The organism is Aurantimonas sp. 22II-16-19i, assembly GCF_002088275.1.
Taxonomy (GTDB): domain Bacteria; phylum Pseudomonadota; class Alphaproteobacteria; order Rhizobiales; family Rhizobiaceae; genus Jiella.
Map to the genome: position 1 here is coordinate 24,434 of NZ_AQQS01000038.1, position 24,777 is coordinate 49,210.

The following is a 24,777-nucleotide window of genomic DNA, read 5'->3' on the forward strand; positions in this document are numbered from 1 at the left end:
TGGCGTCGTCATCGGCTGGCGCCCTCGATCGCCTCGACGAGGCAGACGCCCTCGCCGTGGAGGTGGCCGAGGCTGGTGACGACCGCCTGGCGGGGCGGAGCCTCGCAGGGCCGTTCCTCGCCGGTGTCGAAGGCGGGGATGGCCATGCCGCGGGCCAGCGCTCCGGCGGCGAGCGCGACGCCCGCCGGCATCTGCGCTTCGAAGGAGTGGCCGAGCATCGTGCCATAGGCGCGCACCGGGGCGCCGGCGAGACGCTCCGCCAGCACCTGGCGCTCGGTCCGGGTCAAATCGCCGAGGCCGGTGGCGCCGGAGAGCACCACGACCTCGTCCATCGGCGCGGTGACGTCGGGCAGCAGCGCCGCAAAGCGCGTCGCCGTCTTTTCCGGATCCCGGCGACCGCGATCGCCGACGGCCGAGACGAGCCGGGCATAGGCCTTCGCCGCGCGGCGTTCGGCATGTTCCGGCGACTCCAGCACCAGAAACGCGCCGACGCTGCCGGCGGCGATGCCCTGATGGGCGCCGGAGCGGGCGAAGACCGGCCGCCACTCGTCCTTGAGCAGCAGTCCGGCGAGGTCGAAATTGAGGATCAGGTCCTTGCGCTCGGCCGAGAAGGCACCGCCGACGAGGCAGATCTCGCTCTGGCCGGAGGCGATCCGCGCCTTGGCGGAATAGAGCGCCGAGATGCCGGCCGCCTCCTCGCCCATGAAGGTGCGCGACGAGCCGGTGACCTTGTGGACGATCGAGATGTTGCCGGCGAGAAGATTGGACAGCTGGGCGAGAAACAGCGTCGGACGGAGTTCGCTCGAGAGCGTGTCGTTGATGACCTTCTCGGTGTCGTTCGAGCCGCGGGCGCGTTCCATCACCATCGCGTCGACGGCAGCGTCGCGCTCGCCGCCGCCGGCCGCGACGATCATGTCGATCTCGGCCCGCACGGCCTCGTCCATCGGAATCCCGGCGTCTTCCAGCGCCAGCCCCGCCGAATAGGTGCCGAGCTTCTGCCAGGTCTCCATCTGGCGCAGATCGCCCTTCTTGGGGATCTGGCGCGACCAGTCGATCGCCGGCAGGCCGTGGACGAAATAGGGCTCGTAGCCCTCCGTCTTGATGTTCGGCTGCAGCCCGGGACCCTTGGCGAGGACGTCGAGATGCGCGCCGATGCCCTCGCCGAGGGATGAGACCAGACCGATCCCGGTGATCAGAACGTCCCTTGACGGATTATTCATGCGATGTGTCCATAGATCCCGATGCTCGAGGGCGAAGGGTCGTTCGCCGTCTCGCGTCCCGTGTAGATGGCGGATCCTGCCGGCGCCGGCTCTGGCAGCGTCGATCCCGCCAGGCGGTTGGGGAGCGGCCCGTCACCGGCCCGCCTCGCGCGACGAGCCCGATCGTGCGCGCCGTTCATCAAGCTTGCCGCCGGGGCGGTCCGCGCCGCCCGCAGACGCCATATAGACGGCAGGCGCGGATTTTCGAAGGGCGCCGCCCCCGTCCGTCCAACCTTCGGACCGTCTCAGCCGGCCGCCTTGGCGGCGACGAGCTCGTCGATCTTGGCGCACAGATTCTTGAGGACGAAGTATTCCTCCGTCGGAACCTGGCCCTCGTTGACCTCCTGCGTCCACTTCTCGAGCGGGATCTTGATCCCGAATTCCTTGTCGATCGCGAAGACGATGTCGAGGAAGTCGAGGGAATCGATCCCCAGATCCTCGATGGTGTGGCTCTCCGGCGTGATCTCCTCGCGGTCGATCTCGCTGGTTTCGGCAATGATGTCGGCGACTCGGTCGAATGTTGAGGACAATGACCTATCCTTATACGCTGCTCTGTTCGGATTGGCGCGAAGCTATAGGGAATTGGCGGGCGAAAAGCAAAGCGTGTTCGGCAGCGCCCACGCCGGGGCGACGGCCCCCGTCTGGGGGTGAGGTTGACGCGCAACAACTCGGGGGACGTTGCACTTTTGGCCGATGCGAACGTTTTTCAACAGTCACACCTTGCACATGGGCCCAAAGCGCGCAAAGTTGAAGTTGCGTTTGCCGTGCAATCAACCCTCATGGTCTGCAAGGAAACGCCAAGAAACGTGGCTGGCTTCGTACATGCGACGTGTCGACATCGTCGGCTGTTCTTCGGGATTGCCGACGCTGCGACCAACGACAACCATTCAGCCAAGGGGCCAGATCATGGGAGGCCTGATTGACCAAGACGACCGACGTCTCGTTTCCAACCGCCTGATTCGGGCGGCCACGGCTCTCGGACGCGTGACATCGCGGGTCCACAAGCGCGAGCAGGGGCTGACCTCGCCGGAATTCGCCGTGCTGCTGGCGCTCGGCAGCGAACGCGCCAAGCTGACCTCGTCGCACATCGTGGACCTGACGGCGATGGACAAGACCAAGGTCAGCCGGGCGGTCGCCTCGCTCGACCAGCGGGGCTGGGTCTCGCGGGAGCGGGCGACCTCGGACCGGCGCTTCGAATATCTGACGCTCACCGAAGACGGCAGGGCCGCGCTCAACCATCTCCTGCCCAAGATCATCGAGGCCGAAGTTGCGGTCCTGAAGAACCTGTCAGAGGATGAGAGGCTCGGACTGGAGGCCGGGCTGAAGGGGCTCGACAGGGCGATCAGCCACTGACGGGCAGGGCGTGCGTCGTCGAATGCCGGGTCGGCGTGCAACGGCCGTGCCTGGAGAGCCGCGAATCGCCATGACCGCGCTGCGCAACGTCGCGCGAGCCCACCGCCCGCCATGCGCTTCGGGTACAACCCGCCATGCGGTCCGAGTACAAGCGGTTCGGGTACAAAGGAAAGGCCGCAGTCGATCCGACGCGGCCTTTTCCGTTTCATGTGCCGATGTGCCGGGGCGGAGCCGGTTGCCCGGCCCCGCCGCCAGTCTCGGTCCAACTGGCTAGTTCAGCTGGCTCGGTTCAACCGGCTCAGTTCAGCTGGGCGTACTTGCCGTCTTTCCATTCGTACATGACGTAGCCCGGCAGGGTGACGTCGCCCTTGTCGTCGAACTCGAGCGAGCCGATGACGGTGTCGAAGGTGCCTTCGTCGAGCGCCTTGACGATCGGGTCGTAGTCGGTCGAGCCGGCCTTGTTGGCCGCATCGGCCCAGGCCTGGATGGCGGCATAGGTGTAGAGGACGTAGCCCTCGGCGGTCTTGCCTTCCACCTCGAGCGCCTCGACGACGGGCTTGGCTTCCGCGTTCTGGCGCGGATCGGGCGAGAAGGTCATCAGCGTGCCGGCGCCGGCATCGCCGGTGATCGCCCAGTACTCGTCGGTGACCAGCGCGTCGCCGGACATGATCGTCGTGTCCATGCCCTGTTCGCGCATCTGGCGCGCCATCAGGCCGGCTTCGGTGTGGTAGCCGCCGATATAGACGAGGGTGACGCCCGCCTGCTTCATCTTGGTGACGAGCGAGGTGTAGTCCTTCTCGCCGGCCGTGTAGGCCTCGGTCAGGACCGGCTTGCCGCCGGCTTCCTCGAAGAACTTCTGGGTCTGGTCGGCGAGGCCCTTACCGTAGGCCGTCTTGTCGTTGATGATCGCGACCTTGGCGTCGGGGAAGTTCTTGGCGATGTAGTTGCCGGCGACTTCGCCCTGCTGGTCGTCGCGGCCGCAGACGCGGAACACGCCGTCGCCCGGACGCTTGTCGGTGAAGTCCGGATTGGTCGAGGCCGGCGAGATCTGGACGATCTGCTCGTCGGCATAGACCTGGCTGGCCGGGATCGAGGAACCCGAGCAGAAATGGCCGGCGACGAAGGTCACGCCCTCGCCGGCGAAGCTGTTGGCGACCGCGACGGCCTGCTTGGGGTCGCAGGCATCGTCGCCGACGGACAGCTTCAGCATCTCGCCGTTGACGCCGCCCTTGGCGTTGATGTCCTTCACCGCCTGCTCTGCGCCGATCTTCAGCTGTTCGCCGAAGCTTGCATACTGGCCGGTCATCGGACCGGCGACGCCGATCGTGATGTCGGCAAAGGCTGCGCCCGCGAAGACGAGATTGAGCGCCGCGCCTAAAAGAAGTGCCTTCTTCATACGAACCTTCCCTGTGTTGAACGACTTTGCGACGAGACCGCCGCACCAGGTAGCGACCTCCCCCTACCTGACGGGGATTAAAGCCCGGAACGCTCCGTCATGGAAGCGTAACAAGCCAAAAAACCTCAGCTTTTTCCGACGAGTCAGCTCGAGACTCGATCGAGGAAGCCGTATTGCCTGGCCATCTGCCGGTTCCTGACGAAGATGCGTCCGGCCGCAGCGATGGCAGCCAGCACGACATAGTCGACGACGGCATAGTATAACCCGGTCCCGAAGTGCGAAAGCGGCAAGAAGAACGTGCCGTTGAACAGGCTGAAATGGATGAAGCGGACCGCGATCGTCAAAAGCAGGAGATAGAAGGCAAGGAGGCCCCAGCCGCTCCAGGTCAGCGCCGTCGAGCGGCCGATCATCCAGGCGCCGCCGCCGCCGAGGATCACGGTGACGAAGAGGAACTCGGCGATGGCGACTTCCCACAAGAGGCCCATTTCCGGCGTCATCAGTGCGCCCCCCCTTCGAGATAGGCGCTGCGGACTTCCTCCCGCGCGAGCAGTTCGCGTCCGGTGCCGGCCATGGTGATCGCGCCGTTGACCATGACGTAGCCGCGATGGGCGAGGCGCAGGGCATGGAAGGCGTTCTGCTCGACCAGGAAGACGGTCAGGCCCTCATTGGCGTTGAGTTCGCGGATCACCGCGAAGATCTGCTTGACGACCAGCGGAGCGAGGCCGAGCGAGGGCTCGTCGAGGAGGAGGAGCTTCGGCCGGCTCATGAGGGCCCGGCCGATCGCCAGCATCTGCTGCTCGCCGCCCGACAGGGTGCCGCCACGCTGGCCGCGCCGCTCCTTCAGCCGCGGGAACAGCTCGAACACCTTGCGCAGGTCGTCCTCGAACCATTTCTCGTCCTCGAGGATCGCGCCCATCTGCAGGTTTTCCATCACCGTCATGCGCGGGAACACCCGGCGACCCTCCGGTGACTGGGCGATCGACATCGACATGATGTCGTGGGTCGGCAGGTTGGTAATGTCCTTGCCGTTGTAGACGATGTGGCCGGTCCTCGCCTGGGGGTTGCCGCAGATCGTCATCATCAGCGTCGACTTGCCGGCGCCGTTGGCGCCGATCAGCGTGACGATCTCGCCGCGGTGGACGTCGATGTCGACACCGCGCAGGGCCTGGATCTTGCCGTAGAAGGTCTCGACGCCGCGCACCGTGAGAAGCGGTTCGCCGGTCGGTTGCGTCTCGACGTGCTGTGCCGCGCTCATCGGGTTCCTCCCTCGGCGGATGCGCGCGCGGCGCTCACCTCGAGATCGCGTTCGACCTCCTCCACTTCCTCGTCGTCGACGCCGAGATAGGCGGCGATGACCTTGGGATCGCTGCGCACCTCGGCGGCGGTGCCGTCGGAGATCTTCTTGCCGTAGTCGAGAACGACGATGTGGTCGGAGATCTCCATGACGACGCCCATGTCGTGCTCGATCAGGAGAACGGAGACGCCGTGATCGTTGCGGATGGATTTCAGAAGACCGTTGAGTTCGGCCGATTCGCGCGGGTTGAGGCCGGCCGCCGGCTCGTCGAGGCACAGCAGCACCGGGTCCGTGCACAGCGCCCGGGCGATCTCCAGCCGCCGCTGGTCGCCATAGGGAAGGTCCGCCGCCGGATCGTCCGCCCGGTCGAGGAGATCGACCCGGCGCAGCCATTCGACCGCCAGATCCTGGGCCGCCTTGGCCGCGCGGCGATAGCCGGGCAGGCCGAGAAGGCCGGCGATGGAGTAGCCGGAGGCGCGCATCAGCTTGTTGTGCTGGGCGACGAGCAGGTTCTCCAGAACGGTCATGCCGCCGAACAGGCGGATGTTCTGGAAGGTGCGGGCGACGCCGGCGACTTCGGTGATCTTGAAGTCGGCCATACGCTCCAGCAGGAACACCGCCTTGTCGGCGTCCTCGCTGTACTGCTTGCCGCTCTTCGTCAGGTCGCCGATCGCCTGCGACGAGACGCCGTGTTTGCGGCGGAGCGCGATGCGCCCCTCGGTCGGCTTGTAGAAGCCGGTGACGCAGTTGAACACGGTGGTCTTGCCGGCGCCGTTCGGGCCGATCAGGGCGGTGATGTCGCCCCGCCCGACGTCGAAGGACAGGTCGTCCACGGCGACGAGGCCGCCGAAGCGCATCGTCAGGTGCTCGACGGACAGGACCGGATCGGCCGCCCAGTTGCGGTTTTCGTTCAGCATCAGTGACCCTCGCCCTGTGCGACGAGATCGGCGCCGATCGTCTTCTTTTCCTTGTAGACCGCCGATGGCGAGCGGGTGGAGACGAGACCGCGCGGCTTCCACACCATGATCACCACCATCGCGAGGCCGAAGATCAGCATGCGATACTGGGTCGGATCGAAGCCGGCGCCGAAGATCGCCTGCAGCCCGGTGAGGTTGCGCAGGAGCTCGATGCCGCCGATCATCACCACCGAGGCGATGACGACGCCGAGCTGCGAGCCGAGCCCCCCCAGCACCACGATGGCGAGGATGATCGCCGATTCGATGAAGGTGAAGCTCTCCGGCGAGATGAAGCCCTGGCGGGTGGCGAAGAACGAGCCGGCGAAGCCGCCGAACATCGCGCCCGTGGCGAATGCGGTGAGCTTGACGTTGACGGTGTTGATGCCGAGCGACCGGCAGGCGATCTCGTCCTCGCGCAGGGCTTCCCAGGCCCGTCCGACCGGCAGCTTGCGCATCCGCATGGTGACGAAGTTGGTCAGGAGCGCCAGCGCCAGGATGATGTAGTAGAGGAAGACGAAGCGCTGGATCGAGGAATATTCCAGCCCGAAGAAGTCCGAGAACGACCCTTCGCCGCGGGAGAATTCGAGGCCGAAGAGGGTGGGCTTCGGGATGCCGAGGATGCCGTTCGGCCCGCCGGTGAAATCGTACCAGTTGAGGAGGACGACCCGGATGATCTCGCCGAAGGCGAGCGTCACGATGGCGAGATAGTCGCCGCGAAGACGCAGCACCGGAAAGCCCAGCACGATGCCCCACATCGCCGCGAACAGCCCGGCCATCGGCAGGCAGACCCAGAAGCCCAGGTCGAAATTGGTGGCGAGCAGCGCGAAGGAATAGGCGCCGACGGCATAGAAGGCGACATAGCCGAGGTCGAGCAGACCGGCGAGGCCGACGACGATGTTGAGGCCCCAGCCGAGCATCACATAGGTGAGGATGAGGATCGCGAGGTCGAGGAGATAGCGGTTCTGGCTGGGCAGGAAGGTCGAGAGCAGGAAGGGCAGGGTGAAGGCGACCAAAAGCAGCGCCACGCCGACGATCTTGCCGAGCCGCAGTTTCGTGGTGGCGGCGGCGACCTTCTTCCAGCCGCCGATGCTCGGGCGTTCGCCGCCGAAGACGAAGTAGGACAGGAGGAAGCGCGCCGCGAAGGCGACGGCGATCCACTTCAGCCAGAGGGCGATGTTGCCGGTCAGCGCCAGGCCGCCGACGGCGATGTCGGTCGAGAAGGCGAAGAAGAACACCGTCAGGACGGCGACGAGGGCGGCGGTGATCGCCGCTTCCTTGAGCGAGCGGACGAGGCGGGTGTCTTCGGTGGGGGCCTCGACGAAGGGTGGTTCGCCGCGCATGGCGTCGCGGCGGTCCTCGGAGAGGCGCTCGGCGCCTTCCGGGCGGTTGGCGCTGGCGGAGCTTGTCGTGTCTGTCATGTCTTCAGACCTTCTCGACCTCGGGCCGGCCGAGCAGGCCGGAGGGCATGAAGATCAGGACGATGGCGAGGATCGAGAAGGCGGCGACGTCCTTGTACTCGACCGAGAAGTAGCCCGACCAGAAGGTCTCGATCAGGCCGATGGCAAGGCCCCCGAGCATGGCGCCGGGCAGCGAGCCGATGCCGCCGAGGACGGCCGCGGTGAAGGCTTTCACGCCGGCGATGAAGCCGATGTAGAAGTCGATGACGCCGTAATAGAGCAGGAACATCATGCCGGCGACGGCGGCGAGCGCCGCGCCCATCACGAAGGTCAGCGAGATCGTCCGGTCGACGTTGACGCCGAGCAGCGAGGCCATCTTGCGGTCCTGTTCGCAGGCGCGCTGTTGGCGCCCGAGCGAGGTCTTCGAGATGATCAGCGAGAAGGCGGTCATCAGGACGATGGTCATCGCGATGATGATGATCTGGATCCACGAGATCTGGACGACGATGCCGCTCGGCGAGTCCATCAGCGTGATGCCGCCCTGGATCTGCGGCGGCAGCGGCTTGACGCGCGCGCCCTGCGTCACCTGGACGAAGTTCTGCAGGAAGATCGACATGCCGATCGCGGTGATCAGCGGCGCGAGGCGGAAGGAGCCGCGCAAGGGGCGGTAGGCGATCCGCTCGATGGTCCATCCCCAGGCCGCGGTGCAGAGCATCGCCACGATGATCATCAGGAGGATGACCAGCGGCAGGAAGGTGATGCCGATCGCCGCCAGCGCCAGGAAGACGGTCAGCGCGATGAAGGAGCCGATCATGAAGATCTCGCCATGGGCGAAATTGATCATGCCGATGATGCCGTAGACCATCGTATAGCCGATGGCGATCAGCCCGTAGATCGACCCGAGGGTGACCCCGTTGATCAATTGCTGCAGAAAATATTCCATCGACCGCCTTTGTGCCGGTTCTTCTTGATCAGGGCGAGCGGCGCGGCATCGTTCGTCAGGAGCGCCGCGTCCGTGTGCATGATGAATTCCATGGCAGCCATGCGCGTGGCAAGTCTTGGCTGTGAAAAAAGTCGGCGCTCGTCGTTGCTGCACTGCAATGTTGCACCGGCTGCCCGGCATCCGCCTCATGGGGGCCTGCGGCGGGACGCCGACCTGCTGCCATGTTCTGAAGAAATGGCAATGAATCCAGAGCGTTGACAAGTTTCGAATGGGCTCGTCCGGGCTGGAGCCCGGGGCCGACGGCAATGGAAGATCCGTCCGGCAAAGGGGCGAGACCGGCGGCGTTTCCGGCGCCGGGGCCGGTTGCCGGAACGGGGGCTAGACGAAAGTCGCAGAGAGCCAAAGTTCCGAAACGGTCCACACGATCGCCGAAGGCATCGATCGAGGCCGACCGGGAATTCGCCTTGCCATGCCGCGTCCGGCAGTGAGGCCACGTGAAAGAGGAAGTTCAGAATGATCGTTGGATACGGACCGATCATCGTCGTCATCGTGTTTCTGGCGCTGATCGCGGTGATGCCGGCATGGCCCTACTCGCGGCAGTGGGGCTATCGCCCGACGATGGTTCTGGGGATCGTCTTCCTGTTGATGGCGGTCTTCGTCGCGATCGGCGGATTCGGGCCGGCATGACGGCCATCGCCGCGCCCTGCCGAAAAACCGGAATGATGACATGGCCGCTGATCCCCGCCGGATGCAGCGGACGACCGTAGCGGCGACCCTGGAACCCGCTGCGAGTAACGGCCGGGCCGGTCGGTCCGGGTTCTGCGTCGCGGGAACGCAATTCGCGTTCAAAGGTTTGTGATGGATTATAAGTCTGTCTGAAGGAATTCCAGCAAGAGCCTCGACACGATCCTCATCGTCATCCTGCTGCTGGTCTGCGCCCTGCCGACCTGGGGCTGTTCGGGCGGCTGGGGTTATGGCCCGTCGCGCATCCTCGGGCTGGTGCTTGTCGCCGTCCCCGTCCTGCTCGTGCTCGTGCTCGGGCGGATCTGATTCCTGCGCATCGCCGGCGGTTTACGGTTGAGTGCAGGAGCGGAAGCCGGTTGCCGGCGGGAATAACGGAGAGACCGGAAGAAAAAGCCGAAGTCTCCTCCTCTGGTGTTCCTCTGGCTGCGCCAACCGCTACCGGCTTGCCGGCAATGGTTAGGCCGCCGAATGGCGCACGCTTGACAGCCCGGCGTCTAACGACACGCTATGGAGAGGCCCGCGGACGATCGTTCGCGGGCCTTTTTTCTTCCTCCGATCCACAGCTGCTTTCACAAGAGCCCGAGCAAAGCCGCCACGCTGATGTGAAGGATCGCCGCGGTGAAGCCGGTTGACGCATGGCTACGCATTGCGGACGTTGCGAGCCGTTCGAAGCCGGAAATTGCGGAGCCGAAACCGTCCCATGCTCAACAACATCCTGATCGGCGTCTTCGTCGTGGTGCTGGCAGGGGCGGGAGGGTTCAAGCTCTTGACCCTGCCCCAGCGGCTGGGTCCCGACCAGATCGCGGCGGAGGGCAGCGGCGACGCTGTGCGGGGCGAGCGGATCTTCTGGGCCGGCGGCTGCGTCTCCTGCCATGCGCCCTCCAGGGCCGAGGGCGAGGACGGGCTGAGGCTTGCCGGCGGCGATCCGCTGAAGACCGATTTCGGCATCTTCCATGGGCCGAACATCTCGCCGCATCCCGATGACGGGATCGGCGGGTGGTCGCTCGCCGACTTCGCCAACGCGCTCCAGCGCGGCGTCGATCCAGAGGGGCGCCACCTCTATCCGGCCTTCCCCTACACCTCCTATGTGCGGATGACGAAGGAGGACGTCGCCGACCTCTTCGCCTATCTGAAGACGCTGCCGCCGGTGGCCGGCAAGGCTCCGGCGAACGAGCTGACCTTTCCGTTCAACATCCGTCCGGCCGTCGGCCTGTGGAAGCTCGCCTTTCTCGGCGACGGCTCGCCCGTCGCCGACCTGCCGGCCGATGCCTCCGAAGCCGCCCATGCCGGCCGATACCTGGTCGAGGGGCCCGGCCATTGCGGCGAATGCCACACGCCGCGCGGCTTCGCCGGGGCCGGCGGCCTCGAGACCGGCGAATGGCTGGCGGGCGCGCCGAACCCCGAGGGCCGGGGCCGCGTGCCGAACATCACGCCGGCCAAAGCCGGCATCGGCTCCTGGTCGGAGAAAGACATCGCCTACTATCTCGAAAGCGGCTTCACGCCGGATTTCGATTCCGTCGGCGGGCCGATGGTCGAGGTGCAGGAGAACATGGCGAAGCTGACCGATGAGGATCGCGCGGCGATCGCCGCCTATCTGAAGGCGGTCCCGCCCCGCGGCGACGGCGAGGCCGCGGCCGAGCGGTGACCTTTGCCCGGCCTTTCGGTCGGCCTCGGGCCGACGTCGGCTCTCCGCCTGCCCTTCGTCAGATCGCCGTCTTCAGCGCTTCCTCGATGTAGATCTCGCGCAGCCTCCCGGCGATCTCGCCCGGACGGCCGTCGCCGATCGGCTGGCCGTCGATCTCCACCACCGGCAGGACGAAGCTGGAGGCGGAGGTGATGAAGGCCTCGCGCGCGGCGAGCGCTTCCTCGACGGTGAAGGCCCGTTCCTCGATGGCAATCCCGGCTTCCCCGGCCAGCCGCAATACGGCGGTGCGGGTGATGCCCGGCAGGATCGCGTGGGACAGGGGGCGGGTGATCAGCCGGCCGGAGGCGTCGACGATATAGGCGTTGTTGGACGAGCCTTCGGTGACGCGGCCGTCCTCCACCAGCCATGCGTCGTCGGCGCCGCGACGCTTCGCCTCGGTCTTCGCCATCGACGAATAGAGCAGCTGCACGGTCTTGATGTCCCGGCGCGCCCAGCGCAGATCGGGCACCGTCACGACCCGAAGGCCGGTCCGGGCCGCGGGCTTGTCGCGCAGGCTGCCCGCCTGGGTGAACAGGACGAGGGAGGGCGGCGTGTCCTCCGGCGGGAACAGGAAGTCCCGGTCGGCGACACCGCGCGTCACCTGCATGTAGACCGCCCCCTCGGCCAGCTGGTTGCGGGCGAGCAGTTCGCGGTGGATGGCCAGGAGTGCGGTCTCGTCCGCCGGGGCCGGCATGGACAGTTCTCCCAGCGAGCGGGCGAGCCGCGCCATGTGGCCGGCAAAGTCGATGAGCTTGCCGTCGAGGACGCTGACCACCTCGTAGACGCCGTCGGCAAAGAGAAAGCCGCGATCGAAGATCGAGATCCTGCCCTCGTCCTCCGGGCAGAAGACGCCGTTCACATAGACCGTCCGCATCGCCAATCCCTCGCGTCAGCGTTTCGCTCGCGGCGCGGTATAGACCCTGACGCGGCGCCGGGGGAGCGAAATGTTCACGGCCCTCACCCGGACCCGTTCGGTCCCCTCCCGGTCCCGGCCAGCTTCCCGTCGCGCCTGCCCGGCCGGATCCTGAGGCTCGGGCCGACCCGAACCCGTCAGCCTCGCGGACTGATCCAGTTTTACGAAAGCTTCACGAGACCGGCCGCATGGTGGCGCAGAGTATCGCACAGCGAGAAGCACCGCGTATCATGGTGGACCAGTCGTTCGAGGCGATCCTGGAAGGGGTCGTCGCCAAGCATGAAGACAGGGGCTGGCGGACCGTGTTCGGCCGGGCGTCGACCGGCGTGATGTCGGTGATCGGCATCCGGCGCGGGCCGAAGCTGGCCGGAAGCGTCGCCAGCGCGGCCGCCGCGCGGGCGGCCTATGAGGACCTGCCGGACGAGGACGACTTCTCCGATTTCGATCCGCCGGCGCCGGCATCCGCGAAGGCACCGGCATCGGCGAAGGCACCGGAGCCGCCGCGCCGGCCGCAGCCGGAAAGGCCGGCCAGCCGGGAGGAGGCGGCCGAGCCCCCCCGTCAGCCCCGGCCGGGCGGGCGGGCTCAGGATCCGGGACCGACGGAAGCCACGAAGGGTTCGGCGGCCGAGGCGAAGGCGGCCTATGCCAAGGACCGCGAGGACGCGCCGCCGCCGCCGCCGGGCGCACCGAGCACGGACCCCTACGAGATCGCCCGGGAGTTGAATATCCTGACCGCCAGTTCGGTGAAGGACCTCCTCGACGCGCGCCGCAACTTCGCCCGCAAGAATCACCCCGACCGCATGCCGATGCTCTACCGCGCCCAGGCGACGATCAGGATGCAGGTCGCCAACCGGCTCGTCGACGACGCCGTCGCCAGGATCAGCGGCCAGGGGCGGCGATAGGAGAGGGCGCTTCGGTTCGCTCTTCCGGGACGCTTTCCATCGCCCGGGCCGCTGGATAGATTGCCGGCACGCAGGAAGGCCGTCTCCGCTCAGGAAGTCGGCCGGCCGCAACGACGATCCTTGGGACATCATGCGCTCATGAATGACGGCAATCCCGGCCCCGTCTGCGGCCTCGCCGCCGCTTCGGGCGCAGAGCCGGTAGCGCCGCAACGTCTGCAGCGCGCCGAAGGGCGCCTCGAGCTGAAGGTCAAGCTTGCGGACGGCCGGACGAGGCTTGCGGATCTTCATCAGGCCGGCTGCCTGAAACTGCGCTTTCCCAGGGTCGCCGGCGTGACCAGCGAAGCCGTGCTGATCAACACCTCCGGCGGGCTGACCGGCGGCGACCGGCTGGACCAGGGCTTTGCCGTCGGTGCGGGCGCGAGCCTCTCCGTCACCACCCAGGCCTGCGAGCGGATCTACCGGGCGAGCTCTGACGAGGCGAGGGTGACGACGCGGCTGAGGGTGGGCGAGGGCGGCTTTCTCGCCTGGCTGCCGCAGGAGACGATCCTCTTCGACGAGGGTGCCCTGTCCCGCCGGCTGGACCTCGATGCGGCGACTGACGCCGGCTTCGTCATCTCCGAAAGCGTCATTCTCGGCCGCGAGATGATGGGCGAGGACGTGGCCAACGGCTCCTTCCGCGAGAGCTGGCGCATCCGCGTCGGCGGCAGACTGATCTTCGCCGAGGAGACGCGCCTCGACGGTGCGATCGCCGAACAGACCCGAGCCGCGGCTTCCCTTGCCGGCAACCGCGCCTTCGCCACCCTCGTCGCGCGCCGCGAGGCGCCCGAGACCCTGATCGAAGACCTGCGCACGGTGATCGGCGAGGCCGGCGGCGCCAGCCTCGTCGACGGGTTGATCGTCGCGCGCATCGTCGCCCCCTCCGGCTATCTCCTGCGGCGGCGGCTGGTTCCGGCCATCGCGGCACTGGCAAAGACCGCCGTCCCGCGGATATGGTCGCTCTGACGCTCCGACCATCCTCAAGGAAGCCAAGATGCAGCTCACCCCCCGCGAAAAGGACAAGCTCCTCGTCTCCATGGCGGCCGTCGTCGCCCGCAAGCGACTGGAGCGCGGCGTCAAGCTCAACCATCCCGAAGCCATCGCCCTGATCACCGACTTCGTCGTCGAGGGCGCGAGGGACGGCCGCAGCGTCGCCGATCTGATGGAGGCGGGGGCAAGGGTGATCAGCCGGGACCAGGTGATGGAAGGCATCGCCGAGATGATCCATGACGTCCAGGTCGAGGCGACCTTTCCGGACGGCACGAAGCTGGTGACGGTGCACGAACCGATCCGCTGAGAAAGAGCGGAGCGGGCGGCCGGAGCGGACGACTGGAGGCGCAACGCGTTCGGCACGACCGGACGGGCTCCTCTCCACCAGCGCGATTTCGCTTGCCGGGACGATTTGTCTGACTTAAGTCAGCTATCATGCATCTCGACCCGACCTCCCGCTTTCGCCGTTTCGCCCGCGCCGTCGTTACCGAGGTCGGCGCGCTCGATCAGTCCTTTCTCGGGCGCGGCCGACCGCTCGGCGTCGCCCGGGTGCTCAATGCCATCGGCCACGGCAAGTGCGACGTCGGCGAGATCCGCGCCTATCTCGATCTCGATTCGGGGCTGGTCAGCCGGCTGTTGCGCGGCCTCGAAGAGGAAGGGCTGGTCGCAACGACGCCGCATCCGGGCGACGGAAGGCGGCGGGTCGTCGCCCTGACCCCGGCGGGCGAAGCCGAATTCGCCGCTTATGAGGCGTTGTCGAACCAGCGGGCGGAGCGGGCGCTCGCGCGTCACGCCAACCCGGACGCCCTCTTGGCGGCGATGGATCTTGTCGCCTCGGCTTTCGGCCGCGACCAGATCGAATTGCGGGAGATGGATCCGCGATCGGCGGTCGCCCGCCATTGCCTCGGCGAATATTACGCCGAACTCGGCCGGCGCTTCGACCGCGGCTTCGACGTGACGCTCTCCGCCGACCCAGACGCCGAGACCATGGTGCGCCCGCGCGGCGCCTTCCTCGTCGCCTTCTCCGACGACATGCCGGTCGGCTGCGTCGGGCTGAAGGGAACATGCCCTGAATACGCCGAGGTGAAGCGGCTCTGGGTGGCGCCCTCGGCACGCGGCCTGGGGCTGGCCTGGAAGATCATGGACCGGGTCGAAGCGCTCGCCCGGGAGCTCGGCATCCCGCTCCTGAGGCTCGACACCAACAAGGCGCTCCCCGAGGCGATCGCCATGTATCGCAAGTCCGGCTGGACCGAGATCGACCGGTTCAACGACGATCCCTATCCGGACTTCTTCTTCGAGAAGCGGCTGTAGCGCGGGCGCCGCAGGAACGGCCGTTCCGACTTCGGCGTTGAGCTTCGTGGTCCGCCCGGGCGCGGACGCTGGAGGGAGAGGGCCCATGTCGCTGAACCGTTTCGTCGAGGCCCAGGCACCGGTCTATCACCGGGCGCTGGCCGAGCTTCAGGCCGGCAACAAGCAGAGCCACTGGATGTGGTTCGTCTTCCCGCAGATCGCCGGGCTCGGCTCCTCGCCGATGGCACAGCGCTACGCGATCCAGTCGCTGGACGAGGCGAAGGACTATCTCGCCCACGAGCTTCTCGGCCGACGCCTGGCCGAATGCACCGCCGCCGTCCTCGCCCACCCCGACAGCACCGTCCATGCGATCTTCGGCTCGCCGGACGACATGAAGTTCCACTCCTCGATGACGCTGTTTCACCGCGCCGATCCGAGAGACGAGCTCTTCGGGCAGGCGCTTGAAGTGTTTTTCGATGGTGAGGAAGACAAGGCGACACTGTCGCGGATCTGAGCGCTGCCCTCGCAGTCGCCCTCATCCTGAGGTTCGAGCCGAGCGAAGCTCGGGGAGCCTCGAAGGGCGAGGGCGTGGCTCCACGGTGACGAGGCGTTTTGCACCAGGCGGGAAGGCGGGTGCCGGGCGCCCCTCGCCCTTCGAGGCTCGCTCCGCTCGCACCTCAGGATCAGGGGCGACTGCGGCGACCCGCCAGCCGCGCTCACCGGGACGGTGCACCTCGCCATCGGCAGGAGCGGCGTTTGCAACGCCGATCTCCCGGTCGATTTGTTGACATAAGAATATCTTTATGTGATGTGGACGGCGACCCAGAAGGATAAGCGACGCTCATGACTTCCACGACCGAACAGCTCTTCGGGCCGATGACCGAAGGCCGCAATCCGTCCGAAGCCGCCGCAGCGCTGAAACAGGCCGCCAGCGAACGCATTCTCATCCTCGACGGCGCGATGGGCACCGAGATCCAGCTCCTCGGCCTCGGCGAGGACGATTTCCGCGGCCACCGCTTCGGGGCCTGCGAATGCCATCTGCAGGGCAACAACGATCTCCTCAATCTGACCCAGCCGCAGGCCATCGAGGACATCCACTACGCCTATGCCATCGCCGGCGCCGACATCCTGGAGACCAACACCTTCTCCTCGACGACGATCGCCCAGGCCGACTACCAGATGGAAGATCAGGTCTACGAGCTGAACCGCGACGGCGCCCGGCTGGCGCGACGCGCGGCGATCCGCGCCGAGCAGACCGACGGCAGGCGCCGCTTCGTCGCCGGCGCCCTCGGCCCGACGAACCGCACCGCCTCGATCTCGCCGGACGTGAACAATCCCGGCTACCGGGCCGTCACCTTCGACGACCTGCGCATCGCCTATGGCGAGCAGCTGCGCGGCCTGATCGACGGCGGCGCCGATCTCGTCCTGATCGAGACGATCTTCGACACCTTGAATGCGAAAGCGGCGATCTTCGCCTGCGAGGAGATCTTCGAGGAAAAGGGCGTGCGCCTGCCGGTGATGATCTCCGGCACGATCACCGACCTGTCCGGCCGCACGCTCTCCGGCCAGACCCCGACGGCCTTCTGGCACGCGGTGCGTCATGCCAAGCCCTTCACCATCGGTCTCAACTGCGCCCTCGGCGCGGCGGCGATGCGCGACCATCTGGCCGAGATCTCCCATGCGGCGGACACCTTCGTCTGCGCCTATCCCAATGCCGGCCTGCCGAACGAATTCGGCGAATACGACCAGAGCCCGGAGGCGATGGCTAGGGAAGTCGAGGTCTTTGCCAAAGAAGGCCTCGTCAACGTCGTCGGCGGCTGCTGCGGCTCGACGCCGGACCACATCAAGGCCGTCGCCGAGATGCTGAAGGCCTACAAGCCGCGGCAGATCCCGACGGTCAAGCCGCTGATGAAGCTGTCGGGCCTCGAGCCCTTCACGCTCACCTCCGACATTCCCTTCGTCAATGTCGGCGAGCGCACCAACGTCACCGGCTCGGCCCGCTTCCGCAAGCTGATCAAGGACAACGACTATCCGGCGGCTCTCGAGGTCGCGCGCCAGCAGGTCGAAAACGGCGCCCAGATCATCGACATCAACATGGACGAGGGCCTGATCGACTCCAAGCAGGCGATGGTCGACTATCTCAACCTCGTCGCCGCCGAGCCGGACATCGCCAAGGTACCGGTGATGATCGATTCCTCGAAGTTCGAGGTGATCGAGGCGGGCCTGAAATGCGTCCAGGGCAAGGCGCTGGTCAATTCGATTTCCATGAAGGAAGGCGAGGAGGCCTTTCTCGCCCAGGCCAGGCTGATCCAGCGCTACGGCGCGGCGGTGGTGGTCATGGCCTTCGACAGCCAGGGCCAGGCCGACACCTACGAGCGCAAGGTCGAGATCTGCACCAGGGCCTACAAGCTCCTGACCGAGGAAGCCGGCTTTGCGCCCGAGGACATCGTCTTCGATCCGAACATCTTCGCCATTGCCACCGGTATCGAGGAGCACAACGGCTACGGCGTCGCCTTCATCGAGGCGACCCGCACCATCCGCAAAACCCTGCCGCACGCCCACATCTCGGGTGGCGTCTCCAACCTGTCCTTCTCCTTCCGCGGCAACGAGGCCGTGCGCGAGGCGATGCATGCGGTATTCCTCTACCACTGCATCCAGGCGGGCATGGACATGGGCATCGTCAATGCCGGCCAGCTCGCCGTCTACGACTCGATCGATCCGGAGCTGCGCGAGGCCTGCGAGGACGTGATCCTCGACCGCAAGCCGGCCGATGGCAGCGATCCGACCGAGCGCATGCTGGAACTGGCCGAGCGCTACAAGGGCCAGGGCGGCGGCAAGGCCAAGGAGAAGGACCTTTCCTGGCGCGAGAAGCCGGTCAACGACCGCCTCGCCCACGCCCTCGTCAACGGCATCACCGAATATATCGACGTCGACACCGAGGAGGCCCGCCAGGCCGCCGAGCGGCCGCTGCACGTCATCGAAGGCCCGCTGATGGCTGGCATGAACATCGTCGGCGACCTGTTCGGCGCCGGCAAGATGTTCCTGCCCCAGGTGGTGAAGTCCGCCCGCGTCATGAAGCAGGCCGTCGCCCTTCTCCTGCCCTACATGGAGGAGGAGAAGCGTCTTCTCGGCGGCGAGCAGCGCAAGAATGCCGGCAAGGTGCTGATGGCTACGGTGAAGGGTGATGTCCACGACATCGGCAAGAACATCGTCGGCGTCGTCCTCGCCTGCAACAACTACGAGGTCATCGACATCGGCGTCATGGTTCCGGCGGCGAAGATCCTCGAAACGGCCAAACGCGAGAAGGTCGACATCATCGGCCTGTCCGGCCTGATCACCCCGTCCCTCGACGAGATGGTGCATGTCGCCTCCGAGATGGAGCGCGAGGGCTTCGACATCCCCCTCCTCATCGGCGGGGCGACGACCAGCCGCGTCCACACGGCGGTGAAGATCCACCCGCAATACGAGCGCGGCCAGAGCGTCTACGTCACCGACGCATCGAGGGCCGTCGGCGTCGTCTCGAGCCTTCTGTCGGAGGAGACCCGCGACAAGACGATCGCCGGCATCCGCGAGGAGTACAAGAAGGTCGCCGAGGCCCACGAGCGATCCGAGCGCGACAAGAAGCGCCTGAGCCTCGCTTCCGCCCGCGCCAATGCGATGAAGATCGACTGGTCCGGCTACGAGGTGAAGGCGCCGTCCTTCCTCGGCACCAAGGTCTATCAGGACTTCGATCTCGCCGATCTCGCCGCGCATATCGACTGGACGCCGTTCTTCCAGACCTGGGAGATGAAGGGGCGCTACCCGGCGATCCTCGAGGACGAGCGTCAGGGCGAAACGGCGCGCTCGCTGTTCGCCGATGCTCAGGCGATGCTGAAGCAGATCGTCGAGGAGAAGTGGTTCATCCCGAAGGCCGTCGTCGGCTTCTGGCCGGCCAATGCCGTCGGCGACGACATCCGCGTCTTCACCGACGATACGCGCAAGGAGGATCGCGCGACCTTCTTCACCCTGCGCCAGCAGCTGACCAAGCGCGGCGACCGGCCGAACCTTGCCTTGTCGGACTTCGTCGCGCCGCAGGATAGCGGCCGCCCCGACTATGTCGGCGGCTTCTGCGTCACCGCCGGCATCGAGGAGGAGGCGATCTCCAACCGCTTTGCCAAGGCCAATGACGACTACGCCTCGATCATGGTCAAGGCGCTGGCCGATCGCTTCGCCGAGGCCTTCGCCGAGCGGATGCATGCGATGGTGCGCCGCGAGCTCTGGGGCTACGCGTCCGACGAGACCTATACGCCGGAAGAGCTGATCGCCGAGCCCTATGCCGGCATCCGCCCGGCGCCGGGCTATCCGGCCCAGCCCGACCACACCGAGAAGTTGACCCTGTTCGAGCTGCTCGACGCCGAGAAGGAAATCGGCGTGAAGCTGACCGAAAGCCTCGCCATGTGGCCGGGTTCGTCGGTTTCGGGGCTCTATATCGGCCATCCGGACTCGCATTATTTCGGCGTCGCCAAGGTCGAGCGCGACCAGGTCGAGGATTATGCGAAGCGCAAGGGAATGAGCGTCGAGGAGGTCGAGCGCTGGCTCGCCCCGGTGCTGAACTACGTGCCGAAGCCGCGGGCCAGCGAGGCGGTCGACGAGGCGGCTTGAGACCGTCGCCAGCTCACGCGACGGAGCCGTCGACGACGAACGGCTCCGTCCGACCATCTCCTGGCCGCAGGACGGCCGAGGCCTATGCTCAAAGTCGTTCGGTGCGGGCGGCCGCATCCCGGCCCGCATAGAAGTCCCCGTCGCCGCGATAGCCGATGCGAATCGCAACGGCCGGACATGGCTCGGCCGTTTCGATTTCGTGCCGATAAGTCCATGCGATTCAAGCGCTTATATGCATCACAGGGATGTTACCAAACCGATGTAGGCAGCCTCGCTGACTGTTCGAACACAGTCTATTGAGGGGATCTGCATTGTCTGACATCGAAAAGCTCAAAGTCTCGACGGCGCTCGCCGTCCTGCTCACCGCCTGTCCTTCCATCGCCCTGGCGCAGGAAGCCTATCTGAACAAGGACGTCCCGGCCTTCATGGACACGGGATACTCCAACGAACGCAACGACCCGCGCTATGCGACCGCGGAAACCAACGCAGCGGTCAGGCTGCTGAGCGGTTTCCTGCAGATCTGGCAGCCGCGCACGCCCTATGTCGATGCCGACAACGCCATCGACGCCGGCTACGGATATCCCGCCGTCCCGAGGACCGACTGGGATGGCATTCCCGGCAGCGCGACGGACGGCAAGGTCCTGAACCAGGCCGTGCACGACTACAACATCCAGTACGTCATCGATGTTACCCGGAACCGCACCGCCCAGGAAGCCGAGGACGCCTATCTGGATGACCGCCGGGCCAAGGGCTACAGCGTCCTGACCGGCCTCGGGCCGCTCCAGGAAGCCTGGGTCAAGGGCAGCAAGCAGTACACGACGATCCTCGGCGTCGCCGACGATGCCACCACCGTCAAGTATGACGACGAGGGCAACAACAACGGCGCCGGCTGGTGGGAAGGCAACGAGGATCTCGGCATCGCCGTCGAGCTGGTCGGCCGGATGGGCTACCACGCCTCGACCGAGCCCTCGAAGCGCTATTTCAAATATGCCCGCCCCTGGCGCTGGTCGGACGAGGTTTCCGTCGTGCCGACGCTGGAGCCCGCCAAGAGCTCGACGCCGGTCAAGGACGGCGGCTTCCCGAGCGGTCACACGGCCGAAGCCTGGCGCGATTCGCTCGCCCTTGCCTACATGGTGCCGCAGCGCTTCCAGGAGCTGGTGACGCGCGCCGTGTCGATGGGCGACAGTCGCATTCTCGCCGGCATGCACTCCCCGCTCGACGTCATCGGCGGCCGCATGCTGGGCATCGCCTCCGTCGTCTACAACCTCAACCGCGAGAATGGCGACGACGGCTTCAACTGGCAGGACCTGAAGCACGACGCCTACGAGCAGGCCCAGGCCTGGCTGATGAAGGAGACCGATTCCGCGACGGCGGCCGATCTCTATGTCGCCGCCCATGACGGGGACCTGTCGGTCGATCGCTTCGCCGACCGCGAGGCCAACGCCGCCTATGTCGCCGAGCGCCTCACCTACGGCTTCGCGCCGATCGGCGCCACCGACCAGCCGATGCACGTTCCGAAGGGCGCCGAAGTCCTTCTGGAAACCCGCATGCCCTATCTGACGGCGGACCAGCGGCGCGCGGTCCTGGCGACGACCGGCCTGCCTTCGGGACTGCCGGTGATGGACGATCCGGAAGGCTACGGCCGTCTCAACCTGTTCGCCGCGGCCGACGGCTACGGCGCCTTCTGGGAAGACGTCACCGTCACCATGGACAAGGAGCTCGACGGCTTCAACGCCTTCGATGCCTGGCGCAACGACATCAGCGGCGCCGGCAAGCTGACCAAGGACGGCACCGGCACGCTGATGCTGACCGGCCTCAACACCTATACCGGCGGCACCCACGTTGCCGGCGGCATGCTGGTCGGCACCAACGGCCAGGCCTTCGGCACCGGCGATATCGAGGTCGATGCGGACGGTGAGCTGGTGGTCAACACCCTCGTCGACAGCACGATGGCCAACGACGTCTCCGGCACCGGCAGCTTCGACAAGCGCGGCACCGGCAACCTCCTCTATACCGGCGACGGCTCGGGCTTCACCGGCACGACGCTGGTCAGCGGCGGACGCTTCTCCGTCGACGGTTCCTGGGGCGGGGCGCTCGAGATCGAAAGCGCTGGCATCCTCGGCGGCATCGGCACTGTCGGCAGCGTGACGCTGAAGGACGGCAGCCGTCTGGCACCCGGCAAGTCGATCGGCACGCTCACCGTCAATGGTGACCTGACGCTCGCCTCCGGTTCCACCTACGACCTCGAACTCGCCAGCAATGGCAGCTCCGACCGCACCATCGTCAGCGGCACAGCCGCGATCGACGGCGCGACGGTCAACGCCATCGCCCTCGACAAGACGGTGAGCTATGCGGCGGGACAGAGCTATACGTTCCTGACCGCGGGCAACGTGACCGGCGAGTTCGGCAGCCTGCTGATCGACTCCGCCTTCATCGACTCCAAGCTCTTCTACACCGCGACCGACGTGACGCTGCGCCTGTCCACCTGGGGCGGCAAGGCCTTCACCACGGCGGCGCAGACCGCCAACCAGCGCGCCGCAGCCGCAGGGCTCGACGCGCTCGACCAGACGGCGGGATCGGCCAGCCTCGCCCTCTACAATGCCGTTCTGTTCATGAATGAGGCCGATGCCCGCGACGCCTTCGACCAGGTCTCGGGCGAGTTGCACGGCAGCGTCCAGTCGGCGCTGCTCTCCAATTCCCGGATCGTCAGCGACACGGTTCTCGACCGCATGAGCGCCGGCAATACCGGGATCTGGACCTCGGGCTACGGCGCCTTCGGCCAGTTCGACGGCAACGACAACACCGCGTCCTACGACCTGAACGGCGGCGGCGTCTTCTTCGGCGGCGACGGCTATGTGGCGGACAACCTGCTTCTCGGCCTGATGACCGGCTGGGGACGCTCGTCCCTCGACAGCGACGGCAATGCCGGCTCGGCCGACATCGACAGCTACCATGTCGGCATATACGGCCGCACCGGTCTCGGTGGAGTTTCGGTGAAGGCGGGCGCGGCCTACAGCTTCAGCCAGGTCGATACGGAGCGCTCGCTCAACTTCGGCGGCTTCTCCGACAAGCTTGAGGCCGACTACGATGCCGGCGTGACGCAGTTCTTCGGCGAGGCCAGCTACAGCCTGGCATTGAGCGAGACCTCGGAGCTGGCGCCCTTCGTCAATCTGTCCCATGCGATCGTGTCGACGGACGACTTCTCCGAAACCGGCGGCGCCGCAGCGCTCTCGGGCGAAGATGGGGACGCTCAGGCCACCTTCACCACGGTGGGCCTCAGGGCATCGGGGGATTTCAATCTCGCAGGGACGGCGCTGACCGTCGACGCCATGGCCGGCTGGCGGCATGCCTTCGGCGATCTCGAGCCGGAGGCCCGGATGACGCTTTCCAATGGGGGCAGCTTCACCGTCGAGGGCGCTCCGATCGGCCGCGATGCCGCGAAGGTCTCCGTCGGCGTCGGCATGAAGCTCAGCGACAGCGCAGACTTCGGCGTGTCCTATCACGGCGAGTTCTCCGGCGACGCGTCGGAAAGCAAGGCGCGGGCGGACTTCACCTTCCGCTTCTGATCGAGCCTGCGGCGAGGATCCCGGGGCAGCGTGCTCCGGGATCCTCCACGTTTCGGCCGGTCGGCGCACTGCCGGCCGGCTGCCTTCGACCTGGCCGGGCAGTGCGCCCCGTGACGCCTGCGGCACGGGCCGCCAGACCCTGCAGCGAGGGGCGAGTTGCCATCGACGGCGCTGCGCCGGTCGTTTTGGTCTGGCGCGGGCGCATCTCCCGACACGGCGCCGATGCTGCGGCATGCGAGGCGAGCGGCTTTTCGAGGTCGTGCCGGTGCCTGCGGATCGCCGTTGCGAGCGCAGCTGGTCCATTTTTCCATGCCGGAGGGTTTTTTTGAAACGGCAGACGCTGCGGTTTCGCGCCGCAGCAACTATGTTCTGCCGGATTGACCGCACCCTGGCATCGCAATCATACAGCCGGGAGAATTCGGCGCGGCCGCCATCTAGGGATGGCAGGGGCCGCAAGCCGCTGCGTGAGGCGGCGGAGCCGCGCGGCAGATGACGACGATGAGAGAGGCATTTGGCATGAGTTCAGTCGCGACGAGTGAAGAGACGGCGGCATTCCCGATCCCCGCAGGCGTCTTTGCCGAGACGGTAACGTCGGTGAAGCACTATACCGACCGGTTGTTCTCCTTCCGCATGACCCGGCCGGCGAGCTTCCGCTTCCGCTCCGGCGAATTCGTGATGATCGGCCTGCCGAACGCGGCGAAACCCGTGTTTCGGGCCTATTCGATCGCCAGCCCGGCCTGGGACGAGGAGCTGGAATTCTTCTCGATCAAGGTGCCGGGCGGCCCGCTCACCGAGCATCTCCAGAAGATCCGGCCCGGCGACACCGTGCTGATGCGCAAGAAGCCGACCGGCACCCTGGTGCACGACGCTCTCATTCCCGGAAAGCGCCTGTTCCTGTTCTCGACCGGAACCGGCATCGCCCCCTTCGCCTCGGTCATCCGCGATCCCGAGACCTATGAGAAGTTCGAGCAGGTGATCCTCACCCAGACCTGCCGCGAGAACGCCGAGCTGAACTACGGCCGCGAACTCGTCGAGAACACCAAGTCCGACGAGCTGATGAGCGAATTCGTCGGCGACAAGCTGATGTTCCACGCCAGCGCCACCCGCGAGGGCGAGACGAGGGGCCACCGGATCACCACCCTGATCGAGAACGGCAAGCTGTTCACCGACCTCGGCATCGAGCCGCTGAATCCCGAGACCGACCGGGCGATGATCTGCGGCTCCATGGCGATGCTGCGCGAGATCGAGGGCCTGCTCCAGGCGAGAGGCTTCGAGGAAGGCGCCAACAACAAGCCCGGCACCTACGTCGTCGAGCGGGCCTTCGTCGACTGAGCGGCGGCCACGTCCGATGTCTGAAGATGTCGCGCGACAAGACTGATCCTACCGCAAGGCCCGCTCGCAAGAGCGGGCCTT

22 protein-coding genes are annotated in these 24,777 nt (G+C 66.6%); 12 read left to right on the top strand and 10 right to left on the bottom strand.

The features are described from left to right. Positions 1-8: 8 nt before the first annotated feature. Positions 9-1,220 carry a beta-ketoacyl-ACP synthase gene (locus tag ATO4_RS22430; RefSeq protein ID WP_083594002.1) on the bottom strand — a complete coding sequence of 404 codons (1,212 nt, stop codon included), beginning with the start codon at positions 1,218-1,220 and terminating at the stop codon, positions 9-11. Between the two features lie 284 nt (positions 1,221-1,504). Next, the gene (locus ATO4_RS22435; RefSeq protein ID WP_083594003.1) at positions 1,505-1,789 is read right to left on the bottom strand and encodes an acyl carrier protein; all 285 of its coding nucleotides are present in this window, start codon (positions 1,787-1,789) and stop codon (positions 1,505-1,507) included. A 454-nt stretch (positions 1,790-2,243) separates the two neighbouring features. Between ATO4_RS22435 and ATO4_RS27885 the strand changes: the two genes are divergently transcribed. Then, positions 2,244-2,612, top strand: a complete 369-nt coding sequence (locus tag ATO4_RS27885) for a MarR family transcriptional regulator (RefSeq protein ID WP_176223127.1) — start codon at positions 2,244-2,246, stop codon at positions 2,610-2,612. A gap of 298 nt (positions 2,613-2,910) precedes the next feature. On the opposite strand, the gene ATO4_RS22445 is transcribed toward ATO4_RS27885, so the two are convergent. The 7 genes from ATO4_RS22445 to ATO4_RS28760 all read right to left on the bottom strand — a co-directional run bounded on the left by ATO4_RS22445 (position 2,911) and on the right by ATO4_RS28760 (position 8,699). Beyond that, positions 2,911-4,008: a branched-chain amino acid ABC transporter substrate-binding protein gene (locus ATO4_RS22445; RefSeq protein ID WP_083594005.1), complete on the bottom strand. Its 1,098-nt coding sequence runs from the start codon at positions 4,006-4,008 to the stop codon at positions 2,911-2,913. A gap of 143 nt (positions 4,009-4,151) precedes the next feature. Next, positions 4,152-4,505, bottom strand: a complete 354-nt coding sequence (locus ATO4_RS22450; RefSeq protein ID WP_083594006.1) for a DUF6867 family protein — start codon at positions 4,503-4,505, stop codon at positions 4,152-4,154. Beyond that, a complete protein-coding gene (locus tag ATO4_RS22455) occupies positions 4,505-5,263 on the bottom strand; it encodes an ABC transporter ATP-binding protein (protein ID WP_083594007.1) in 759 nt (252 codons plus the stop codon). Before ATO4_RS22455 ends, ATO4_RS22450 begins: the two co-directional genes overlap by 1 nt. Then, complete coding sequence (locus ATO4_RS22460; protein ID WP_083594008.1) at positions 5,260-6,219, bottom strand: ABC transporter ATP-binding protein; 960 nt, start codon at positions 6,217-6,219, stop codon at positions 5,260-5,262. The genes ATO4_RS22455 and ATO4_RS22460 overlap by 4 nt, the downstream gene beginning before the upstream one ends. After that, positions 6,219-7,676 (bottom strand): high-affinity branched-chain amino acid ABC transporter permease LivM, encoded by a 1,458-nt coding sequence (gene livM, locus ATO4_RS22465; RefSeq protein WP_083594009.1) that lies wholly within the window; start codon positions 7,674-7,676, stop codon positions 6,219-6,221. Before livM ends, ATO4_RS22460 begins: the two co-directional genes overlap by 1 nt. 4 nt (positions 7,677-7,680) lie before the next feature. Further along, on the bottom strand, positions 7,681-8,598 hold the full coding sequence (locus ATO4_RS22470) for a branched-chain amino acid ABC transporter permease LivH (RefSeq protein WP_083594010.1): 918 nt from the start codon (positions 8,596-8,598) through the stop codon (positions 7,681-7,683). Continuing rightward, positions 8,574-8,699 carry a hypothetical protein gene (locus ATO4_RS28760; RefSeq protein ID WP_280940521.1) on the bottom strand — a complete coding sequence of 42 codons (126 nt, stop codon included), beginning with the start codon at positions 8,697-8,699 and terminating at the stop codon, positions 8,574-8,576. The genes ATO4_RS22470 and ATO4_RS28760 overlap by 25 nt, the downstream gene beginning before the upstream one ends. A gap of 412 nt (positions 8,700-9,111) precedes the next feature. On the opposite strand from ATO4_RS28760, the gene ATO4_RS22475 reads away from it, so the two are divergent. The 3 genes from ATO4_RS22475 to ATO4_RS22485 all read left to right on the top strand — a co-directional run bounded on the left by ATO4_RS22475 (position 9,112) and on the right by ATO4_RS22485 (position 10,987). Further along, a complete protein-coding gene (locus tag ATO4_RS22475; protein WP_083594011.1) occupies positions 9,112-9,285 on the top strand; it encodes a DUF3309 family protein in 174 nt (57 codons plus the stop codon). A 219-nt stretch (positions 9,286-9,504) separates the two neighbouring features. Then, positions 9,505-9,648: a DUF3309 family protein gene (locus ATO4_RS22480; RefSeq protein ID WP_083594030.1), complete on the top strand. Its 144-nt coding sequence runs from the start codon at positions 9,505-9,507 to the stop codon at positions 9,646-9,648. A 394-nt stretch (positions 9,649-10,042) separates the two neighbouring features. Beyond that, positions 10,043-10,987 carry a cytochrome c gene (locus ATO4_RS22485; protein WP_083594012.1) on the top strand — a complete coding sequence of 315 codons (945 nt, stop codon included), beginning with the start codon at positions 10,043-10,045 and terminating at the stop codon, positions 10,985-10,987. Positions 10,988-11,045: 58 nt separating this feature from the next. Here ATO4_RS22485 and ATO4_RS22490 read toward each other — a convergent pair whose 3' ends face one another. Then, the gene (locus ATO4_RS22490) at positions 11,046-11,900 is read right to left on the bottom strand and encodes a D-amino-acid transaminase (protein WP_083594013.1); all 855 of its coding nucleotides are present in this window, start codon (positions 11,898-11,900) and stop codon (positions 11,046-11,048) included. Between the two features lie 269 nt (positions 11,901-12,169). Between ATO4_RS22490 and ATO4_RS22495 the strand changes: the two genes are divergently transcribed. The 8 genes from ATO4_RS22495 to ATO4_RS22530 all read left to right on the top strand — a co-directional run bounded on the left by ATO4_RS22495 (position 12,170) and on the right by ATO4_RS22530 (position 24,696). Beyond that, positions 12,170-12,841 carry a hypothetical protein gene (locus ATO4_RS22495; protein WP_083594014.1) on the top strand — a complete coding sequence of 224 codons (672 nt, stop codon included), beginning with the start codon at positions 12,170-12,172 and terminating at the stop codon, positions 12,839-12,841. A gap of 120 nt (positions 12,842-12,961) precedes the next feature. Continuing rightward, positions 12,962-13,843, top strand: a complete 882-nt coding sequence (locus ATO4_RS22500) for an urease accessory protein UreD (protein ID WP_245308895.1) — start codon at positions 12,962-12,964, stop codon at positions 13,841-13,843. Between the two features lie 28 nt (positions 13,844-13,871). After that, the gene (locus ATO4_RS22505) at positions 13,872-14,174 is read left to right on the top strand and encodes an urease subunit gamma (RefSeq protein WP_083594016.1); all 303 of its coding nucleotides are present in this window, start codon (positions 13,872-13,874) and stop codon (positions 14,172-14,174) included. Between the two features lie 128 nt (positions 14,175-14,302). Next, positions 14,303-15,178, top strand: a complete 876-nt coding sequence (locus tag ATO4_RS22510) for a helix-turn-helix domain-containing GNAT family N-acetyltransferase (RefSeq protein WP_083594017.1) — start codon at positions 14,303-14,305, stop codon at positions 15,176-15,178. Positions 15,179-15,263: 85 nt separating this feature from the next. Then, a complete protein-coding gene (locus ATO4_RS22515) occupies positions 15,264-15,671 on the top strand; it encodes a DUF1810 domain-containing protein (protein WP_083594018.1) in 408 nt (135 codons plus the stop codon). Positions 15,672-16,000: 329 nt separating this feature from the next. Beyond that, positions 16,001-19,798 carry a methionine synthase gene (metH, locus tag ATO4_RS22520; protein ID WP_083594019.1) on the top strand — a complete coding sequence of 1,266 codons (3,798 nt, stop codon included), beginning with the start codon at positions 16,001-16,003 and terminating at the stop codon, positions 19,796-19,798. 311 nt (positions 19,799-20,109) lie between these two features. Next, entirely contained in the window at positions 20,110-23,364 is a 3,255-nt protein-coding gene (locus tag ATO4_RS22525; RefSeq protein WP_083594020.1) for an autotransporter domain-containing protein, read from the top strand. Between the two features lie 516 nt (positions 23,365-23,880). Next, the gene (locus ATO4_RS22530; RefSeq protein ID WP_083594021.1) at positions 23,881-24,696 is read left to right on the top strand and encodes a ferredoxin--NADP reductase; all 816 of its coding nucleotides are present in this window, start codon (positions 23,881-23,883) and stop codon (positions 24,694-24,696) included. The last annotated feature ends 81 nt before the right edge of the window (positions 24,697-24,777 follow it).

Coding starts and splice junctions, on each gene's coding strand:
- ATO4_RS22495 (WP_083594014.1), top strand. CDS start 12,170: ATGGTGGACCAGTCGTTCGAGGCGATCCTGGAAGGGGTCGTCGCCAAG.
- ATO4_RS22515 (WP_083594018.1), top strand. CDS start 15,264: ATGTCGCTGAACCGTTTCGTCGAGGCCCAGGCACCGGTCTATCACCGG.
- ATO4_RS22430 (WP_083594002.1), bottom strand. CDS start 1,220: ATGAATAATCCGTCAAGGGACGTTCTGATCACCGGGATCGGTCTGGTC.
- ATO4_RS22490 (WP_083594013.1), bottom strand. CDS start 11,900: ATGCGGACGGTCTATGTGAACGGCGTCTTCTGCCCGGAGGACGAGGGC.
- ATO4_RS22445 (WP_083594005.1), bottom strand. CDS start 4,008: ATGAAGAAGGCACTTCTTTTAGGCGCGGCGCTCAATCTCGTCTTCGCG.
- ATO4_RS28760 (WP_280940521.1), bottom strand. CDS start 8,699: ATGGCTGCCATGGAATTCATCATGCACACGGACGCGGCGCTCCTGACG.
- ATO4_RS22470 (WP_083594010.1), bottom strand. CDS start 8,598: ATGGAATATTTTCTGCAGCAATTGATCAACGGGGTCACCCTCGGGTCG.
- ATO4_RS22455 (WP_083594007.1), bottom strand. CDS start 5,263: ATGAGCGCGGCACAGCACGTCGAGACGCAACCGACCGGCGAACCGCTT.
- ATO4_RS22450 (WP_083594006.1), bottom strand. CDS start 4,505: ATGACGCCGGAAATGGGCCTCTTGTGGGAAGTCGCCATCGCCGAGTTC.
- ATO4_RS22505 (WP_083594016.1), top strand. CDS start 13,872: ATGCAGCTCACCCCCCGCGAAAAGGACAAGCTCCTCGTCTCCATGGCG.
- ATO4_RS22510 (WP_083594017.1), top strand. CDS start 14,303: ATGCATCTCGACCCGACCTCCCGCTTTCGCCGTTTCGCCCGCGCCGTC.
- livM (WP_083594009.1), bottom strand. CDS start 7,676: ATGACAGACACGACAAGCTCCGCCAGCGCCAACCGCCCGGAAGGCGCC.
- ATO4_RS22485 (WP_083594012.1), top strand. CDS start 10,043: ATGCTCAACAACATCCTGATCGGCGTCTTCGTCGTGGTGCTGGCAGGG.
- ATO4_RS22460 (WP_083594008.1), bottom strand. CDS start 6,219: ATGCTGAACGAAAACCGCAACTGGGCGGCCGATCCGGTCCTGTCCGTC.
- metH (WP_083594019.1), top strand. CDS start 16,001: ATGACTTCCACGACCGAACAGCTCTTCGGGCCGATGACCGAAGGCCGC.
- ATO4_RS22475 (WP_083594011.1), top strand. CDS start 9,112: ATGATCGTTGGATACGGACCGATCATCGTCGTCATCGTGTTTCTGGCG.
- ATO4_RS22530 (WP_083594021.1), top strand. CDS start 23,881: ATGAGTTCAGTCGCGACGAGTGAAGAGACGGCGGCATTCCCGATCCCC.